Source organism: Streptomyces sp. NPDC049585 (assembly GCF_040675615.1).
In the GTDB taxonomy this organism is placed as follows: domain Bacteria; phylum Actinomycetota; class Actinomycetes; order Streptomycetales; family Streptomycetaceae; genus Streptomyces; species Streptomyces luteosporeus.
On the sequence record NZ_JBFAPE010000022.1, the window covers coordinates 71,103 to 89,389 of the forward strand.

Below are 18,287 nucleotides of genomic sequence, written 5' to 3' on the forward strand. Positions count from 1 at the left end.
AGAGGCTGCCCCCATGAACACGCATCCCATGAACACGCATCCCCCTCTCGCCCCGGGCACCACCGCGACCATCGTGCTGACCAAGGCAGGCAAGGAGAAGGTCCGCTACCCGGCGGAGGTCCTCCACGACGACGGCACCCGTCTCGCCGTACGCGCCCCCTGGGCCGGGCCGCCGGTGCGGGACTTCGGCTTCGTACGGTTCGAGCAGGGCGACGTCTTCACCGAGCACTACTGGCGCGACCGCTGGTTCTCCGTCAAGGAGGTGCGGCAGGCCGACGGCTCGCTCAAGGGCTGGTACTGCGACATCACGCGCCCCGCCGGCGTCACGGCCGGCCAGGTCGTCGTCGAGGACCTCGACCTGGACCTGTGGGTCTCGGCCGATGGGGCCACCGTACTGCGCCTGGACGAGGACGAGTTCGCCGCCAGCGGCCTGGCCGAGCGGGATCCGCAGGCGGCGGCCGCGGCCGCGCGGACGCTGGACGAACTGGAGGCCCTGGTGCGCGCCGGCGGCCTCGACGACCTGCTCGGCGGCCCCGTGGCAGGCTGACCGCATGACCGAGCGCAGCAGACCGGCACCCGTGCCCGCCCTCGACCTGATCCGCACCGCCGTGGACCCCGGCAGCTGGCGGCCCTGGGACGAGCCCGTCGACGTCACCACCGAGGACCCCGCCTACCGCGCCGACCTGCTCGCCGCCCGCGAGCGCACCGGCCTGGACGAGTCCGTCGTCACCGGCGAGGGGCGGGTGCACGGCCGCCGGGTGGCCGTCGTGGCCTGCGAGTTCCGCTTCCTGGCCGGATCGATCGGGGTCGCGGCGGGGGAGCGGCTGGTACGGGCCGTGGAGCGGGCGACGGCCGAGCGGCTGCCGCTGCTGGCCGCACCGGCCTCCGGCGGCACCCGTATGCAGGAGGGCACCGTCGCCTTCCTGCAGATGGTCAAGGTGGCCGCCGCCATCACCGACCACAAGGCCGCCGGGCTGCCCTACCTGGTCTATCTGCGCCATCCCACCACCGGCGGGGTGCTGGCCTCCTGGGGGTCCCTCGGCCACCTCACCGCGGCCGAACCCGGCGCCCTCATCGGCTTCCTGGGCCCGCGGGTGCACCAGGCCCTGTACGGCGAGGAGTTCCCGCCCGGCGTGCAGGTCGCCGAGAACCTGCTGGCCAACGGCCTGGTGGACGCCGTGCTGCCGCCCGCGGAGCTGCCGGGGACCGCGGCCCGGGCACTGGCCGTCCTGTGCGACCGGGACACCACCACCGCACCGCCCACCGCACCGCCCACCGGCCCGGCGGCCGACGCCGGCGGCCCCGTCCCGTCCGCCGAGGAGTCGATCCGGCGCTCGCGCGAGAGCGGGCGCCCCGGCGTACGGGAGCTGCTGAAGGCCGCCGCCACCGACGTCACCCTGCTCAGCGGCACCGGCGCCGGGGAGCGCGACCCCGGCCTGCTGCTGGCCCTCGCCCGCGTCGGCGGCACCCCCTGCGTCGTCCTCGCCCACGACCGCGGCACCCGCGCCACCCCGGCGGCCCCCGGGCAGGCCCTGGGCCCCGCCGGACTGCGCGCCGCCCGGCGCGGCATGCGCATCGCCGCCGAACTCGACCTGCCCCTGCTCAGCGTCGTCGACACGGCAGGCGCCGCGCTGTCGAAGGAGGCCGAGGAGGGCGGGCTCGCCGGCGAGATCGCACGCTGCCTGGCCGACCTGGTCAACCTCCCCGCACCCACCCTGTGCCTGCTGCTCGGCCAGGGCGCCGGCGGTGCCGCACTCGCCCTGCTGCCCGCCGACCGCGTGGTGGCCGCCCGGCACGCCTGGCTCTCGCCGCTGCCGCCCGAGGGCGCCTCCGCGATCCTGCACCGCACCACCGACCGGGCCCACGAGGTCGCCGCCCGCCAGGGCGTGCGCTCCGCCGACCTCTTGGCGAACGGGATCGTGGACCGCATCGTGGAGGAGGACGCAGAGGGCGCGGACTTCCTTTCGGACCTCGGCCGGGTGATCGGAGCGGACATGGCTGCTCTCAGGGCGGGCGACCGGCACGAGAGGCTGCGGGCACGGCGTGCCCGCTACCGGCGGCTCGGCACCACCGGCTGACCCGCCGGCCCCGCCGCCCCGCCCCGCCGCGCGCCCGCGCACCCCGCCCCGCGCCGGCCCCTCGGACGTACGCGCCCTCGTACCCCGTCGGCCGACCGAAAGGTGCCCCCGTGCGGCTGCATCTTCTCGCGCTCAACCCCACCGACTCCGTCACCGAGGGCTACCTGCCCGCCGCCGCCCGCCTCGGGCTCGCCGTCACCGTGCTCACCGACCGGCCCGAGGCCCACCGGCGCGCCCACGCCCGGCACACGGCGGCGGGCCGCGCCCCGCTGCCCCCGCTCGACGTCCTCGCCTGCGACGTCAGCGACTTCCGCGCCTGCATCGCGACCATCTCCGCCCTCGGCCGGCCCGACGCCGTCTTCACCAACAGCGACCACCTCCAGGTGCAGACCGCCCTCACCGCCGCCTACTTCGCCCTGCCCGGCAAGGACTGGCGCGCCGCCCTGCGCGCCAAGAACAAGGCCGAACTGCGCCGCGCCCTGGCCGCGCGCGGCCTGGACGCCGTCCGCTGCGCCGAATTGCCCCCCGGCCACGACCCGCGCACGCTCACCGGCCTGCCCTTCCCCTGCGTGCTCAAGCCCCGCGAGGGCGTGGCCAGCGAGGACGTCGTCCTGGTGGGCGACGGGGCGGAACTGGCCGCCCGCGTGCGCGAGATACGCGCCCGCCGCCCCGGTGCCGCCCTCGTCGCCGAGGAGTACCTGAGCGGCCCCCTGCAGAGCCTGGAGACCCTCGGCGACGGCACCGCCCTGCACCTGCTCGCCGCCTTCCGCGCCACCCTCTCCCCGCCGCCCCACTTCGTCGAGGAGCGCATGGACCTGCTGCCGGCGCTCCCGCAGCCGCACAGCGCCCACGTCGCGGCACAACTGCAGGCCCTGGGCATCGGCTTCGGCGCCTGCCACACCGAATACGTCGCCCAGGGCGGGCGCGCCCGCATCATCGAGGTCAACTACCGCTCCATCGGCGACCAGTGCGACCTCGCCCTCGCCGAAGCCCTCGACCTGCCCTACTTCGACCTCGTCCTGCGCGTGCATCTCGGCGAGATGCCGCCCCTGCCCGCGGGTGCGGCGGGGTGCGGAAGACGGGTACGTATCGAGTACGTGTGCGCCGGGCGCGGCGGCACCCTCAAGGCCGCGCCCGGGCCGAGCGAGACCGAGCGCGACGGTGTCCGGCTGGTCTACCGGCCGCTGCGCGAGGTCGGCGAGGAGCACCCGCATCACCGCACGAACCGCGACTACCTGGGGGTGCTGCGGGCGACCGGTACCGACGAGGACCGGATCGACCGCGCCGTCGCGGCATTCCTGGCCGCACGGCGATGGGAGATCGTCCCATGAGCACCGCCACCACGCCCGCCACGGCCCGGGACGCCCTGGAGGAGGAGCTGCCGGCCCGGGTGCTCGGCGCCCTGCTGCGCGAGGACGCCCACCGGCTGCGCACCGGCGCCGGCGGCCCGGTGCACGGCCTGCGCGGCTCCCTCGCCCACGACACCGTGGCCGTCCTCCGCGACCACCCCGTCCCTTCCACCGGCCGCGCCCGGCCCGGCCCGACCGAGGAGCACCTGCGCCCCACCGCGCGCTGATCCGCCCACGCGCCGACGGCCCGCCCCCGCACGCCCGCCACCCCTGGAGTCGCCGAGATGACCTCAGCCCCCTACGCCGCCGCCTCCGCCGTGGCCGCGGCCGTCCCCGCCGCCCTGCCCGAGGCCGGCCACGTCGTCGCCCACACCCTGCTCAACTGCCTGCTGCGCGAGGTCTGCGGCCCCGGGCACCACACCGCCGTCAGCGACGGCCACCTGCTGCTGCGCCTGCCGCGCAGCGGGACCCTGCTGCGGGTCCGGCTGCGCCGCGCCTCCCTGATCGGCGCCCACCGCCTGGCCGGACCCGTCGCCGAGGAACGGGGCGGCACCTTCGGCGAGCTGTCCTGGCAGGGCCTGGCCGAGCGCATCCACCACGAACTGCTGCTGCGCACCGGGGTGCGCAACGACGAGTTCCCCGAACAGGTCGCGGCCACCCACGCCGGCGTCCGCGCCGCCCTGGCCGCCCACCGGGCCGGCGCCGTCCCGGCGGCCGCCGCGGACCGCTACCGCAACTCCGAGCAGTCCCTGCTCTTCGGCCACCGCTTCCACCCCACCCCCAAGGCCCGCACCGGCTCCGGCGCCCACTGGGCCCGCTACGCCCCCGAGGCCGGCGCCCGCTTCGCCCTGCGCCACCTGGCCGTACGCCCCGAGCACATACGGCAGGAGAGCACCGGGGCGCCCGCCCTGAGCGCCCTCGACCGGCTCGGCCGCGTACCGCCCGGCCACCTCCTGCTGCCCGTCCACCCCTGGCAGTACGCCATGCTGCGCCGCCACCCCGCCCTGCGGGCCGCGCTGCGCCGCGGCGCCGTGCTCGACCTGGGGCCGCGCGGCACGCGGTTCTGGCCGACCGCCTCGGTGCGCACGCTCTACGACGGCCGCGACTTCCTCAAGTGCAGCCTCAACATCCGCATCACCAACTGCCTGCGCAAGAACGCCGAGTACGAGCTGGCCGGCGCCGTCGCCCTCACCCGGCTGCTGGAGCCCGTGGCCGCCGACCTGGCCGCCCGCTTCCCCGGCACGGTGCTGCTGCGCGAGCCCGCCTACCGCACCCTCGACGTCGGCAGCCGCGACCTCGTCGAGGGCTTCGGCGTCATCGTCCGCGAGGGACTGGGCAGCCGGCTCGCACCGGGACTGACCGCGCTGCTGGCCGCCGCCGTCGCCGACGAGTACCCCACCGGGCCCGCCCAGCTGAACCACCTGCTCGCCGGCGCCGGCGAACAGCAGGCGCTCACCTGGTGGGAGACCTACCTGAAGCTGCTCGTGCCACCGGTCCTCGCCGCCTTCTTCGACCACGGCGTCGTCCTCGAACCCCACCTGCAGAACGTCGTTATTGGCGTCGATGCGGCCGGCACCCCCCGCCAAGTGCTGCTGCGCGACCTCGAAGGCACCAAACTCCTGGCCGCACACCACGCCCGGACCCTGGCCACCCTGGAACCGGGCGTCGCCGCGCCGCTGACCTACGACGCCGCACGCGGCTGGGACCGCGTCGTGTACTGCCTGGTCGTCAACCACCTCGCCGAGATGCTCGCCGCCCTCGCCGACCGCCACCCCCACCTCGAGGCGCGGCTGTGGTGCGCCGTGCGCCGCGCACTCGCCGGCTGCGCCGCCGCCCACGGCCACCCCCGCCCCCTGCGCGCCCTGATCGCGGGCGCCCCGCTGCCGGCCAAGGCCAACCTGCTCACCCGCTGGGAACGCAAGGCGGACCGGGACGCGGGCTACGTGCGCATCGGCTCACCCCTGGGCTCCGGACTGCTGAAAGCCCTCTCGTCGTGACCACGCCGCCGATCACGCCACGGGTCGCGGCCTGCGCCGAGGCACTGCCGGGCGACGCACTGCCCGCCTACGTCCACGACGTCGCCGCCCTCGCCGAGCACGCCCGGGCGGTGCGGGCGGCACTGCCGGCGGACGTCGAGCTGTACTACGCGACCAAGGCCAACCCCGACCCGGCCGTCCTGCGCGCTCTCGCCCCGCACGTCGACGGCTACGAGGTCTCCTCCGGCGGCGAACTGCTCCACGTACGGCGCGTCCTGCCCGGACGGCCCCCCCTGGCCTTCGGCGGGCCCGGAAAGACCCCCCAGGAACTGCGCCTGGCCCTGACCGAGGGCGTCGAACGCCTCCACGTCGAGAGCGAGCGGGAACTCGGCCTCCTCGGCACCGCGGCCACCGACGTCCTGCTGCGGGTCAACCTGCCGGTACGCGAAGGCAGCCTGGGCGGCGCCGCCCTCGCCATGGGCGGACGCCCCGGCCCCTTCGGCCTCGACCCGGCCGCGGCGGAACGCTGCATGACCCTGCTGCGCGACTCGCCGGTACGGCTGCGCGGCATCCACGCCCACCTGGCCAGCGGCCTCGACGCCCCTGCCCAGCTGGCCGTGGCGCAGCAGGTCGCCGCCTGGGCGGCCGCACGCCTGCCGGCCGGCGAACTCAACCTCGGCGGCGGCATGGCCGTCGACTACCGCCACCCCGAGGCACGCTTCGACTGGAGCGCGTACGGGGCCGGCCTGCGGCGGCTGTCACGGCAGTACCCCGCGTTCACGCTGCGCGTGGAGCCGGGGCGCGCCCTCACGGCGTACTGCGGGTGGTACGTCACCGACGTCCTGGACCTCAAGCGCAGCTACGGCGAGGCGTTCGCGGTCGTGCGAGGCGGAACCCACCACCTGCGCACACCGGTGACGAAGGGCCACGACCAGCCCTTCACGGTCCTGCCGCGCGGGCAGCAGGGGCGGCCGGCGGTGACCGACGAACCGGTGACGGTGGTGGGGCAACTGTGCACGCCGAAGGACGTGCTGGCGGCGCGGGTGCGCGTCGAACGACTCGCGGAGGGCGACCGCATCGCGTTCGCGATGGCGGGGGCGTACGCGTGGAACATCTCGCACCATGAGTTCCTGATGCACCCGCGCCCGACGTTCCACGTGGTGGGGGCGCCTGCGGCGGGCTGAGCCCCTGGGGGCGCCCCGTCAGGGGCGGCGACCTTTGCCGAAAGTAGATGGTGTCTACATTCATTGCGGCGTAGCCTCGCACACGCCACCCCCGACGAAGGGAGAAGCACCATGTGCGGCATCACCGGATGGGTCGCCTTCGACGCCGACCTGACGACCCGTCGAGATGTCCTCGACACCATGACCGCCACCATGATCTGCCGCGGCCCCGACGCCGGCGGCGTCTGGATCGACGCGCACGCCGCGTTGGGGCACCGCCGGCTCGCCGTCATCGACATCGAGGGCGGCCGGCAGCCGATGCTGCTGGAGCGTGACGGGCGTACGCTGCTCGCCCTGACCTACAGCGGCGAGGTGTACAACTACCGGGAGCTGCGGGCCGAGCTGGAGTCCCACGGCCACGCCTTCCGCACGAGCAGCGACACCGAGGTCGTGCTGCACGCGTACCTGCAGTGGGGCGAGGCGTTCACCGAGCGTCTCAACGGCATGTACGCCTTCGCCCTGTGGGACGCCCGTACCGAGGAACTCCTCCTCGTGCGCGACCGCATGGGAATCAAGCCCCTCTACTACTACCCGACTCCCGACGGCGTGCTCTTCGGTTCCGAGCCCAAGGCGATCCTCGCGCATCCCGCCGTGCGGGCCGTCGTGGACGCGGAGGGGCTCGCCGAGGCGCTGGCCTTCACCAAGACGCCGGGGCACGCCGTCTACAAGGGCATGTACGAGCTGCTGCCCGGGCACACCGCCCGCGTGCGCCGTCAGGGGCTGGCCGTGCGCCGGTACTGGGGGCTGGAGGCCCGCGAGCACACCGACGACACCGACACCACCGTGCGGCACGTGCGCGAGCTGCTCGACGACATCGTCGCCCGCCAGCTCGTCGCCGACGTCCCGCTGTGCAGCCTGCTCTCGGGCGGCCTGGACTCCTCGGCCATCACCGCGCTGGCGGCCAGGGGCCTGGCGCAGGCCGGTCGCGGGCCGGTGCGGTCCTTCTCCGTCGACTTCGCCGGCCACACCGAGAACTTCACGCCGGACAGCCTGCGCGGCACGCCCGACGGCCCGTACGCCCACGCGCTGGCCGAGCATGTGCGGTCCGACCACCGCGACATCGTCCTGGACACGGCGGCCCTGATGGAGCGGGCCAACCGCGAGGCCGTACTGCGGGCGCGCGACATGCCGACCGCCGGTTTCGGTGACGGCGACGTCTCGCTGTACCTGCTCTTCAAGGCCATCCGCGAGCAGTCGACGGTCGCGCTGTCGGGCGAGTCCGCGGACGAGGTCTTCGGCGGCTACCGCTGGTTCCACGACCCGCAGAGCGTGTGGGCCGACACCTTCCCCTGGATAGCCGCCGGCGTCGCCGACCAGTTCTCCGGGCCTGGCAGCGGCGGCCGCGTCGCCCTGCTCGACAAGGGGCTGCTCGCCAAGCTGGACCTGCCCGGCTACCAGCGGGCCCGCTACCACGAGGCCCTCGGCCGGGTGCCGGTGCTGCCGGGGGAGAGCGGCCTGCAGCTGCGCATGCGTCAGATCAGCCACCTGCACCTGACCCACTTCGTGCAGCAGCTGCTCGACCGCAAGGACCGCATGAGCATGGCCGTCGGCCTGGAGGTGCGCGTGCCCTTCTGCGACCACCGGCTCGTGGAGTACGTCTTCAACACTCCCTGGGAGATGAAGACCTTCGACGGGCGGGAGAAGTCCCTGCTGCGGGCCGCCGTGCGCGACGTGCTGCCCGACGCCGTCGCCGACCGCGTCAAGAGCCCCTACCCCAGCACCCAGGACCCCCGCTACGCCGCGGCCCTGCGCAGCGCGCTGCAGGGCCTGGGGGCCGACGCGCCGGTCCGGCCGCTGCTGGACTCCGCCGCGGTCGCCGAGGCCCTGGCCGAGGGCGCGGGCGAGTCCTTCCGCACCGCCACCGAGGTGGTCCTCAACCTCAACGGCTGGCTGACCGGCCAAGGGGCCGAGCTCGCGCTCTAGCATGGGGCCATGGCCCTGCACCTGACCGTCGACCCCGACGCTCCCGAACCCCCGTACGAGCAGATCCGTGCCCGCATCGCCGAGCGCGCCCGCTCCGGTGTGCTGCCGGTCGGCTACAAGCTGCCCACCGTGCGCGGGTTCGCCGAGGAGCTGGGGCTGGCCGCCAACACGGTCGCCAAGGCGTACCGCGCCCTGGAGGCCGACGGGGTCGTCGAGACCCGCGGCCGCAACGGCACCTTCGTCGCCGCCCCCGGCGACACCGCCGAGCGCGAGACCGCGGCCGCCGCCCGGTCCTACGCCGAGCGCGCCCACCGCCTCGGCGCGGACCGCGCGGCGGCCCTGGCGGCCGTCACCGACGCCCTGCGGGCGGTCTACGGCGACTGAGGCGGTTCCCGAGCCGGCCGGTGAGCCGGCCCTGTCCGCACCGGCGTTGACCCGAAGCCACCGCACACCGTTTCCGCCCCGGTTACCCTTTCCGTGATGGGACGTCATCGTGGATGGCCCGCGCCGCCCCGGGCACGGTCGCGGGTACGGGGGTGGTGGTCGTGGCCGCCCCGGGGGCGCACGGCGGGACTGCTCGCCGGGGCGCTGCTCGCCCTCGCGGTGCTCGTGGCCGCGACGGTCGCGGCCTGGCAGTCGGGCGGCGGTGGCCCGCCGGACAGGCCCGGCGGCGCGGCCGCCACCGTGGGATGGGGCTTCACCCACACCCAGTACAGCGCCGACCTCGGCCAGGACAGCGCCGTGAAGGCCGCCGAACGGACCCTGGGCGCCGCCCCCGTCGCGCAGAACCAGCACATCATGGGCTGGGGCGTGGACAACCCCGAACCCCGCCCCGGGAAGTACAACTTCACCGACCTCGACCGCCGCATCGCCCTGATGCGCTCGACCGGCACCACGCCCGTGCTCACCCTGTGCTGCGCCCCCGACTGGATGAAGGGCGGCGGGGAGCGGACGGACTGGTCGCAGAAGGCCCTGGAGAAGGCCCCCGACCGCGCCCACTACAAGGACTTCGCCCACCTCGCGGGCGTCATCGCCCAACGCTACCCGGACGTACGGCACTTCATCGTCTGGAACGAGTTCAAGGGCTTCTACGACGAATCCCGCAACCGCTGGGACTACGAGGGGTACACCGAGCTGTACAACCTCGTCTACAAGCAGATCAAGCAACACAACAGGAGGGCCCTCGTCGGCGGCCCCTACGTCGTCATGGACAGCGAGGCCCCGGGGACGGGTTCCTACGCCTCCCGGGTGAGCGGCGACTGGGGCGCGGTGGACCAACGGGCCGTCGACGCCCTGGAGTACTGGGACGCGCACAAGGACGGAGCCGACTTCGTCGTCGTCGACGGCGCCAGCTACACCCGTACGGGCAACAGGTCCGTCCCCGACGAGTTCGGTGCCACCCGCAAGTTCGCCGACGTCACCGCCTGGCTGCAGCGCACGACCGGGCTGCCGGTGTGGTGGGCCGAGTGGTACGTCGAACCCGCCGACGAGCACGACAGCCGCAGGACGTGGACCGAGGAGCACCGCCTCGCCGTCCAGGCGAGCGCCATGATGCAGCTGGCCGCCTCCGGCGTGGCCGGCGCCTTCTACTGGAACCCCGAGGAGGAGGGCGCCGACTGCCCCGGATGCCTGTGGCGCAGCACCCAACTGGCCGACGGCGGAGGCGGCTTGCCGATGTTCGACCTCCTCACCCGCTTCGCCCGCGCCTTCCCGCCCGGCGCCCCCCTGCGCACCCCCGACGTCGCCGAGCAGGACCGTGCACGCGTCAGGGTGCTCGCCGCCGGCTCCGCCGTGCTCGTCGTCAACACACAGAACACTCCGGTCACCGCCCACGTGGACGGCCGGGCCCTGGACCTGCGGCCTTACGAAGTGCGCTGGCTGTGACGGTTGCCCCGGTCACCGGGCGGCAACACTGCGGACAGGTGTCACCAGGACCCGAGTGTCGAACCCTGCGAAAGAAGGGCCACCATGCCCGAACACACCAGTCAGGCGCTGGTCATCGTGGACGCGGAGCACAACTACTACGTGCTGCCGCGGGAGGTCGTCGAGACCGCGAAGGCCGCACCGGAGGCCAGAGCGGCCATCGAGGCGCACCTGGGCGGGGCCGCCCGCGTCCCCCTGGCCGGCGGGTACTCCTTCGCCGGCGTGCTGAGCCTCGCGCCCGAAGCCGAACTGGCCCACTACACCCCCGAGGTGTCCTGGCCCGCCCCCACCGCCACCTGACACGCCCCCGACACGCCGCATGAGCCTGCGCCCCGCGCCCGACGCCCCGCCCCCGCTGCTGCGTACCACGGCCACCCGCGCCGAGCGCGGCTCCTTCGCCGCCCACGGCCACACCCGGCTGCCCGGGCTGTGGGACCGTGCCCTGGCCGAGGGCCTGGCGGCCGAGGGCCGCGAGCGGTGGGCCCGGGCGGCGCCACCGCCCCGCGGGCCGCGCACACCCGTGCCGGCCGGCCGGTCCGCCCGCCGCGCCACCCCCGCCGCGGGCGGACCGCTGCTGACCCGGGTGCACCTGGCCCTGACGGGCCTGGGCCGGGCCCTGACCGGACGGCTGCTGGTGCCCACGTTCGCCGCCTACGGCTACTACGAGGACGACGACGAGGTGCTGCTGCACGTGGACACCGAGCAGTGCGACCTGACCCTGCTCACCACCGCGTTCGGCGCGGTCGGGCCGCTGCACGTCCATCCCGCCCTGCGCGGCAGCTCCATGGAGCGGCTCGGCGTGCTGGAGCGCGACCCGGCCTGGGACCGCGCCGGCGGGGTGCGGCTGACCTACCCGGCCACGGGCGTGACCGCCCTCGACGGCCGCACCCTGCCGCACCACCGGCCCGCCGGGCCGCTACCGGGCCCGAGCGCGGTGGCGGCCCTGTGCTACCGGTCGCTGTTCTAGGCGGGCGCATCTTCGTCGCGGGGCGATGTCGATGTGCGGCTGCCGCCGCGCGAGCGCGACACAGCACCCCGTCTGCGGGCGCGTCGTGGCTTGTCACGCCCACGCGGCGGCAGCCGCATATCGGCACTGCCCCGCGCCCCTACGGGGCGCCCCGTAGGGGCGCGGGGAACTGCGCGACCGGCCACCGACGGCCCGCAGTCGACGCATCGCCCCAGGGGCCGCTTGTCGCGCCCACGCGGCGGCAGCCGCAGATCGACACCGCCCCGCGCCCCTTACGGGCGCGCCCCGTCGGTCAGGAGAGTGTCACCAGGCGCCACGCCAGGGATCCGGCGACCACCAGGAGCAGCGGCAGCGCGAACCAGAAGGAGCCCTGCAGCAGCCGCAGTTGCCGTACGCCGGGCGACGAGCCCACCCGTACCAGCTCGCGCACCGTGAGCAGCACCAGCAGGGCCAGCGCGGCCAGCGCGCCGACGACGGACACCGGTGTCCAGGTCACCCGGGGGCCCGGCGGGCCCGGCCGTGGGGCGGCGGCGGTGCCGGCGGGCTTGTCCTTCAGCTCGTACAGCACGGCGTCGTCGTTGGCCAGCACCCGGTGCAGCTCCGGCCGCCCGTCGAGGCTCCGCAGCAGCTGCTGCCGCCAGCCGGGGGCGTAGCCCGCGCTGAGTTCGAGGTACTCCGACTGCCCGCGGCTGACGATCAGGTAGGCGTTGCTGCCGGCCGCGCCCAGGGCGCCCACCAGGTCGCCCGCCCGTGCCGGGTCGCGGGGGGCGAGCACCGGCTGGTACAGCACCCGCTCCATCTCGCGCGCCCCCCAGGGGATGGCGGGCGTGACGTCGTCGGCGGTGTTGCTGCTCGGCCACAGCAGGCGGACGGTCGGCGTGTCGTGCCCGTAGACGTAGTCCATGGCCGCGACCTCGCCGGGCCGTACGCGCTCGAAGGGCTCGTTGCCCCAGCGGGCCACCAGGAACCCCATGACCAGCACCAGCCCCGCCAGCAGCGCCGCCAGCGGCCCCCGGTACCGGTGCGCACCCCTTGCGTCCGGGCGCGGGAAGAGCGCGAGGGCGGCCAGGGCGCAGGCCCCCGGCAGGGCGAAGAGGAAGACGCGCAGCGCCACTTCGCCGCCGTAGGACTGCATGCCGAAGGCGAGGAAGGGCACGGCGGCCAGCACCGGCAGCACGACGTCGGCCAGGCCCGCGCGGCGCCGGCGCCACCAGCCGAGGGCGGCGCAGACCAGCACCCCGGCGGCGAGGGCCACCCGGACGTAGAGCACTGCCTTGTGCGTGGCGCTGCCGCCCTGGATGCGGCCCGAGACGGAGGCGGAGACGTTGCCGCCGAGCGAGCCCAGCCCGCCGAAGAGGTCGTCGAAGTGCCCGGACCAGTAGGGCTCGGCCAGGAACCCCACCCACACCGCCAGCAGCACCGTGCACAGCAGCGGCAGCCCGGCCGGTGTGAGCCGGCGGGCCAGCACCAGGGCGGTGAGCACGCCGAGCATCACGAAGGGGGTGAGCTGGTGGCTGGCGACCGACGCGGCGAACAGGGCGATCACCAGGGCCAGCAGCGCCACCGAGGTGCCGCGCCCGGCCGGGGCGACCTCCTGCTCCCCGGGCAGGCGCTTGCCCCGCAGCTGCCCGGGCCAGCGGAACCACACCACCAGCACGGCGACGAAGAGCAGGTAGAAGAAGTAGTTCAGGGACTGCGGGGAGAAGTAGTCCTGCCCGACCCAGCCGCACAGGACGAACAGCCACAGGGCCGTCCACTTCGCCCGCCAGTCCGCCCGCACCGTGCGCACCAGCAGCACCAGCGGGGCCAGGTAGAGCAGCTGTACGGCGAGCGGCCACCAGCGCAGCACCTCGCCCAGGTCGCTCACGCCGCAGGCCCGCGCGGCGAAGGCGGCCAGCGCGAAGAAGCCCGGCCAGCTCCACCGGGCGTCGAGATCGGGAGCGGCCACCCCCGTGCGGTCGATGAAGTCCAGGAAGCCCAGATGTTGCCAGGCCGTGGCGAAGCGCGGCTGCTCCTCCAGCACGGCGGGCACCGCGTGCAGGCAGACCACCGTCGCCACCAGCACCGCCGCCAGCAGCCACCGGTGCGGCCCGGGCAGGCACAGGGCGCAGGCGAACGCGGCGATCAGCAGCCCCGCGCCCAGGAGGGTGGCCACCGGCAGCACGGACACCAGCCCGAAGCCGCCCATGCCGTCCAGGTCGACGTGGCCGAAGGCCGTCAGCGGCAGCCAGTACAGTGCCAGCGCCACCACGAGCAGCCCCCACACGGCGGCCCCGGGGGTGCGCAGGCGGCGCACCGGGCCGGGCACGGGAGGCGGGGCCGGCGCCTTGGACGGCGCGCCCACCGGGCGTACGTCGGGGCGGCGCTCGGGGTGGTCCATGTCCAGGCGGACGCCGAGCGGCAGGGTGTCCGCGTCCAGCGCGGAGCGCAGCACGCGGCGGGCGCCGGTCAGCCGCCCCCGGCCGCTCTCGCCGGCCCCCTCCTCCTCGGGGTCGTTCTCGCCGCGGACGGGGAGGTCGGCCAGGTCCCCGTCGGGCGGTGCCGGCACCGGTGTGGTGGGGGAGGATCCGGCCGGCGACGCCTTCAGCACGCCCCGCAGCCGTACCGCTGCGATGGCCGCGATCACCGTCAGGCTGCAGATCTCGGCGACGCCCGCGCCCGTGAGCCCCATCCGGGGCAGCAGCACCAGCGTCAGCCCCAGCACCAGCACGCACAGCAGTCCCTGCAGATAGGCGAGCCCGGCCGTGCGGCTCTGCGCCCGCAGCACCGCGAAGTAGACCTCCATCACCACCCGCAGCGCCGCGCCCACGGCGAACCAGCGCAGCAGGGGCGTGGCCGCCTCGGCGTACCCGCGCCCGAAGACGTGGAGGATGTACGGCGCGAGGGCGAACATCAGCACGCACACCGGCACCATGATCTTGGCCATGCGGCGCAGCGCGGCCCGGCAGTTGTCGGCCAGGCGCGCCGGATCGTGCGAGCCCTCGACGGTCAGGGAGGCGCCCATGTTGATGGCGAGCAGGTTGACCGTGCCGCCGATGGTGGAGGTGATGTAGAAGTAGGCGTTGTCCGCCGAGTCCACCTGTGCCGCGACGATCACGGGCACCAGGTAGACCACGGCGAGCGAGAACAGCGATCCGGTGTAGTCCCCGGCGAGGAAGCGGCCGATCTCCCGGTACGAGGCCGGCTGCCCCCGGCCCTCGGTGGCTCTGACGTGCGCCGGCACCAGCCGGCGGAAGACGAGCCAGCCCAGTGGCAGCACCGATGCCGCGATCGAGACCACCCAGGAGACGAACACCCCGGACACCGGCAGGGCCGCCGCCAGCCCCACCAGAAGCGCCAGCTTCACGGCGGAGAAGACGGTGTTGCCCACCGGCACCCACAGCGCGCTGCGCAGCCCGGTCAGCACGCCGTCCTGCAGGGTCAGCAGCGACCAGGCCACCACGGCGACCACGAAGCCCAGCCCCGGCAGCAGCCCGTGCAGGAAGCGGTAGGAGGGGCCCCACAGGTCGAGGGTGAGCAGGAAGACGCCGGCGGCGACCGCGACGACCACCGAACTGCCCGCGTACGTGCGCAGGACCAGCGAGCCCGTCGTGCGGCCGGCGACGGGGATGAAGCGGGCCAGCGCCCCGGTGAGGGTGACGGCCGTCAGACCGGCCAGGAGCTTCATCGCGGCGATCGCCGCCGAGCCCTGGCCGACCGACGACTCGCTGTAGTAGTGGGCGGCCATCAGCCAGAAGCCGAGGCCGAGGACGGCGCTGATGCCGGTGTTGAGCATCAGCGCGAAGGCATTGCGGAACAGCGGACTGCCGATGCCCCGCCCGGGTAGTCGCCGGCGGGGCATCGGCTCCACGCTTGCGTCCTCGGCTCGTTCCTCGGTCGGGGCGGTCGTGTCAGACACGGGCTTCGATCGCTTTCCTCGTGCCGCTGTTTCTGATGAGGCCGCTTCCGACGAGGCCGCTTCCGACGAGACTCCGGCTTCTGCGGACGACGGCGTATCCCTTGGTCAGGACCCGGTCCCGGGCGAAGATCCGGCCGATGTCCCGTCCCTCGACGAGCCGTTCGAACTCCTCGATGCCCGTGGAGCGCCGCACGGTCACCCGCTCCAGGGCGTACGGCCCCTGGCGGCGCGCGGCCAGCGCATTGCCCACGGCCAGGGACACCGTGAACCCGGCCGCGCGCACCGTATCGCGCACCCGGCGGCTGGAGTAGCCGTAGGGGTAGGCGAAGGACACGGGTGGGTGACCCAGTTCCTCCGCCAGCAGGTCACGGCAGTGCCCCACCTCGAACCACAGCCGCTCGTCCCCCAGCTGGTCGAGCTGGGGGTGGGTGTGGCTGTGGCCCCCGATCTCGAAGCCGGCCGCGGCCAGCTCGCGCAGCTGGTCCCAGCTGAGCATCAGATCCAGGGCGCCCCCGGCCTCGTGCGCCCCCCGCAGCCAGCCGGTGGAGGCGAACAGGGTGGCGGTGAAGCCGTGTTCGGCGAGGGCGGGCAGGGCGTAGCGGTGCACACCCTCGTAGCCGTCGTCGAAGGTGATCAGCACCGGCTTGGGAGGCAACGGCTCGCCCCCGCGCCACGCCGCGGCCAGCTGACCGGCCGTCACGGGGGTGAACCCGTGCCCGGCCAGCAGCCGCATCTGCTCCGCGAACGCGGCCGGGGCCACCGACAGCCCGTACGCCGCCCGGGCGGGGGCCTGCGCCACCGCGTGGTACATCAGGATCGGCACCGGAGTTCCGCTCATGCGCCCGCCCCCTCGTACGGCGCGGGCGCCGCGGGTGCCCGCGCCGCCGCCGCCGGCTGCGGCGCCGCCACCGCGAAGCGCGCGCCGGCGGCGCGCGCCCGCAGACTGCCCAGCGCGTAGCCGCCGGTCGCCGCGAGGACACCGGCCACGATCGCCCCGGCCCGGCCGGCCCCGCCGGGGCGGCCGAGCACGGCGTCCCGCAGCCCGCGCGCCACCCCGGCGGGCAGCACCCGCGTGGTGTAGCGGCGCTCGCTCGCCAGCCCCCGCTCCGTGCCCACGCTGCGCGCCACCAGGGCCTTGGACAGGCCCTCGGCGTACGCCCGGGTGCGGAAGTAGGCGAAGCGCTCGCGGCCGGGCGGCACCCGGTGATGGATCACCGCCCGGTCGTCGATGAGCAGCAGGGCCTGCGGCATGGCCCGGGTCAGGCGGATGCACAGCTCCGTCTCCTCGCCGCCCAGTGGCAGCCGGTGGCCGTCCCGGCCGATGCCGCTGGCGAAGCCGCCGACGGCCCGCAGCGCGGCGCGGCGGAAGGAGGCGTTGCCACCCAGGACGTTGCGCACCACCACCTTGCCGGGCGGCAGGCCGCGGTAGGTGCAGCCCACCACCCAGTCGAACTCCTGCGGGAACCAGGCCGGCCGGCGCCGGGAGGACCACACGGGCTCCGTCCGGCCGCCCACCGCCATCACCCTCGGGTCGGCGTACGCGGCCGCGAAGTGCAGCAGCCAGTCCCGCTCGGCCACCGCGTCGTCGTCGAGGAAGGCGACGACCTCGCCGCCGGCCGCCGCCGTGCCCGTGTTGCGGCCGGCCGACAGGCCGCGGGGGCCGGTGTTGGCCAGCACCCGCACCGGCGGCAGGCCGGCCCCCGCGCCGTCGTCGCCGTACGCCTTGGCGAGCCGGCGCAGCAGCGCGGGGTTGTGGTCGACCACCAGGAGCGTCTCCAGGGCCGGGTAGGACTGGTCGTGCACCGAGGCCACCGCGGCGAGGATGTCGTCCCAGCGGTCCTCGGTGTAGACACAGATGACCACCGACACGCTCGGCGCACCGGCCCGGCCCGTTCCGTGGGACGCGCTGCTCAAGAGACGTCCCCTCGGCCCGCGGCCGGTGCGATGGCCAGGGTGCGGCGGCGGCGCGAGGCGCGGGGCGTGCCCCGCTCCTCGAGGATGACCTTGAGCACGCGCAGCCCGTCGCGCACGGCACGCAGATTGCTCGTGCCGTGTATGCGCACGAACTCGTGGCTGGGAATCTCCTGGACCCGCAGGCCGGCCTTGACCACTCTGATGTTCATCAGGGTCTCGACCTCGAAGCCGGCGCAGTCCAGGGCGATCTCGTCCAGGCAGCGCTTCCAGAAGGCGTTGTAGCCGTAGCACAGGTCGGTGTAGCGGGCGCCGAACTTGTGGTTGACCAGGGATGTGAGGATCCGGTTGCCCAACTTGCGGATCAGCGTCATGTCGTCGGTGCCGCCGCCGTTGGCGAAGCGGGAGCCCTTGGCGAAGTCCGCGCCGCCGACCAGCGCGGAGACGTAGCTGACGATCTCGCCGCCGTCGGCGGAGCCGTCGGCGTCGACCATGACGATGATCTCGCCGGTGCAGGCGGCGAAGCCCGTGATCAGGGCGTCGCCCTTGCCCTTGCCGAGCTGCTCGACGACCTTGACCTGCGGGTAGAGGTCCCGGGCGACCCGGACGGTGTCGTCGGTGGAGTTGCCGTCGACCAGAACCACCTCGTGGATCCAGTCGGGCAGCGTCTTGAACACGTACGGGAGATTCTCCGCCTCGTTCATGGCGGGAATGACCACGCTCACCGGTGGCGCTATCGCGAAATGAGAGGTCACCGGACGGTAGCGACCGGATGTCTCGGGATCCTCTTCACTGGCCGCCGGGCGCAGGAACGCACTCATGGTTCGTCTTTCCCTCTCGTCCGGTGGACCGCCTGCCCCAGCGGTCCGATCGTGTGCCGGTTCGAAAAGGGGGTACTCGTCCTTCCCCGGACGGCGAGAATCACCTTCCGGGCAGGGCGAGTTGGCAAATACATCGTGCCGCGCGGCGCGCGACTCGGCTCTCCACTGGACGGCCGAGCGCGGCACCCCCTGCCGCGCCCCGCGCCGGACACCATCGC

General features: G+C 74.8%; 15 protein-coding genes. 11 read left to right on the forward strand and 4 right to left on the reverse strand.

The window, feature by feature from the left end:
- Nucleotides 1-13: 13 nt before the first annotated feature.
- The 11 genes from AB0K17_RS21935 to AB0K17_RS21985 all read left to right on the forward strand — a co-directional run bounded on the left by AB0K17_RS21935 (nucleotide 14) and on the right by AB0K17_RS21985 (nucleotide 11,439).
- Nucleotides 14-547, forward strand: coding sequence for a DUF402 domain-containing protein (locus AB0K17_RS21935; protein ID WP_365983940.1), 534 nt, complete (start codon nucleotides 14-16; stop codon nucleotides 545-547).
- A gap of 4 nt (nucleotides 548-551) precedes the next feature.
- The gene (locus AB0K17_RS21940; protein ID WP_365983941.1) at nucleotides 552-2,078 is read left to right on the forward strand and encodes a carboxyl transferase domain-containing protein; all 1,527 of its coding nucleotides are present in this window, start codon (nucleotides 552-554) and stop codon (nucleotides 2,076-2,078) included.
- 110 nt (nucleotides 2,079-2,188) lie between these two features.
- The gene (locus AB0K17_RS21945) at nucleotides 2,189-3,409 is read left to right on the forward strand and encodes a siderophore biosynthesis protein (RefSeq protein ID WP_365983942.1); all 1,221 of its coding nucleotides are present in this window, start codon (nucleotides 2,189-2,191) and stop codon (nucleotides 3,407-3,409) included.
- The gene (locus AB0K17_RS21950; protein WP_365983944.1) at nucleotides 3,406-3,654 is read left to right on the forward strand and encodes a hypothetical protein; all 249 of its coding nucleotides are present in this window, start codon (nucleotides 3,406-3,408) and stop codon (nucleotides 3,652-3,654) included. The genes AB0K17_RS21945 and AB0K17_RS21950 overlap by 4 nt, the downstream gene beginning before the upstream one ends.
- A 57-nt stretch (nucleotides 3,655-3,711) precedes the next feature.
- Entirely contained in the window at nucleotides 3,712-5,424 is a 1,713-nt protein-coding gene (locus AB0K17_RS21955; protein ID WP_365983945.1) for an IucA/IucC family protein, read from the forward strand.
- On the forward strand, nucleotides 5,421-6,587 hold the full coding sequence (locus AB0K17_RS21960) for a type III PLP-dependent enzyme (RefSeq protein WP_365983946.1): 1,167 nt from the start codon (nucleotides 5,421-5,423) through the stop codon (nucleotides 6,585-6,587). The genes AB0K17_RS21955 and AB0K17_RS21960 overlap by 4 nt, the downstream gene beginning before the upstream one ends.
- Nucleotides 6,588-6,698: 111 nt before the next feature.
- The gene (gene asnB, locus AB0K17_RS21965) at nucleotides 6,699-8,549 is read left to right on the forward strand and encodes an asparagine synthase (glutamine-hydrolyzing) (RefSeq protein ID WP_365983947.1); all 1,851 of its coding nucleotides are present in this window, start codon (nucleotides 6,699-6,701) and stop codon (nucleotides 8,547-8,549) included.
- 9 nt (nucleotides 8,550-8,558) lie between these two features.
- Complete coding sequence (locus AB0K17_RS21970) at nucleotides 8,559-8,933, forward strand: GntR family transcriptional regulator (protein ID WP_365983948.1); 375 nt, start codon at nucleotides 8,559-8,561, stop codon at nucleotides 8,931-8,933.
- 96 nt (nucleotides 8,934-9,029) lie between these two features.
- Nucleotides 9,030-10,433 (forward strand): xylan 1,4-beta-xylosidase, encoded by a 1,404-nt coding sequence (locus AB0K17_RS21975; protein ID WP_365983949.1) that lies wholly within the window; start codon nucleotides 9,030-9,032, stop codon nucleotides 10,431-10,433.
- Between the two features lie 84 nt (nucleotides 10,434-10,517).
- Nucleotides 10,518-10,772: a hypothetical protein gene (locus tag AB0K17_RS21980; RefSeq protein WP_365969716.1), complete on the forward strand. Its 255-nt coding sequence runs from the start codon at nucleotides 10,518-10,520 to the stop codon at nucleotides 10,770-10,772.
- Between the two features lie 19 nt (nucleotides 10,773-10,791).
- Nucleotides 10,792-11,439 (forward strand): hypothetical protein, encoded by a 648-nt coding sequence (locus AB0K17_RS21985; RefSeq protein ID WP_365983950.1) that lies wholly within the window; start codon nucleotides 10,792-10,794, stop codon nucleotides 11,437-11,439.
- 292 nt (nucleotides 11,440-11,731) lie between these two features.
- Here AB0K17_RS21985 and AB0K17_RS21990 read toward each other — a convergent pair whose 3' ends face one another.
- The 4 genes from AB0K17_RS21990 to AB0K17_RS22005 are packed head-to-tail and all read right to left on the reverse strand — an operon-like array spanning nucleotide 11,732 to nucleotide 18,069.
- The gene (locus tag AB0K17_RS21990; protein WP_365983951.1) at nucleotides 11,732-15,337 is read right to left on the reverse strand and encodes a polysaccharide biosynthesis C-terminal domain-containing protein; all 3,606 of its coding nucleotides are present in this window, start codon (nucleotides 15,335-15,337) and stop codon (nucleotides 11,732-11,734) included.
- Nucleotides 15,330-16,175 carry a polysaccharide deacetylase family protein gene (locus AB0K17_RS21995; RefSeq protein ID WP_365965174.1) on the reverse strand — a complete coding sequence of 282 codons (846 nt, stop codon included), beginning with the start codon at nucleotides 16,173-16,175 and terminating at the stop codon, nucleotides 15,330-15,332. The genes AB0K17_RS21990 and AB0K17_RS21995 overlap by 8 nt, the downstream gene beginning before the upstream one ends.
- On the reverse strand, nucleotides 16,172-17,251 hold the full coding sequence (locus AB0K17_RS22000; RefSeq protein WP_365965173.1) for a glycosyltransferase family 2 protein: 1,080 nt from the start codon (nucleotides 17,249-17,251) through the stop codon (nucleotides 16,172-16,174). Before AB0K17_RS22000 ends, AB0K17_RS21995 begins: the two co-directional genes overlap by 4 nt.
- Entirely contained in the window at nucleotides 17,248-18,069 is an 822-nt protein-coding gene (locus AB0K17_RS22005; RefSeq protein ID WP_365965172.1) for a glycosyltransferase family 2 protein, read from the reverse strand. Before AB0K17_RS22005 ends, AB0K17_RS22000 begins: the two co-directional genes overlap by 4 nt.
- Between the last annotated feature and the right edge of the window lie 218 nt (nucleotides 18,070-18,287).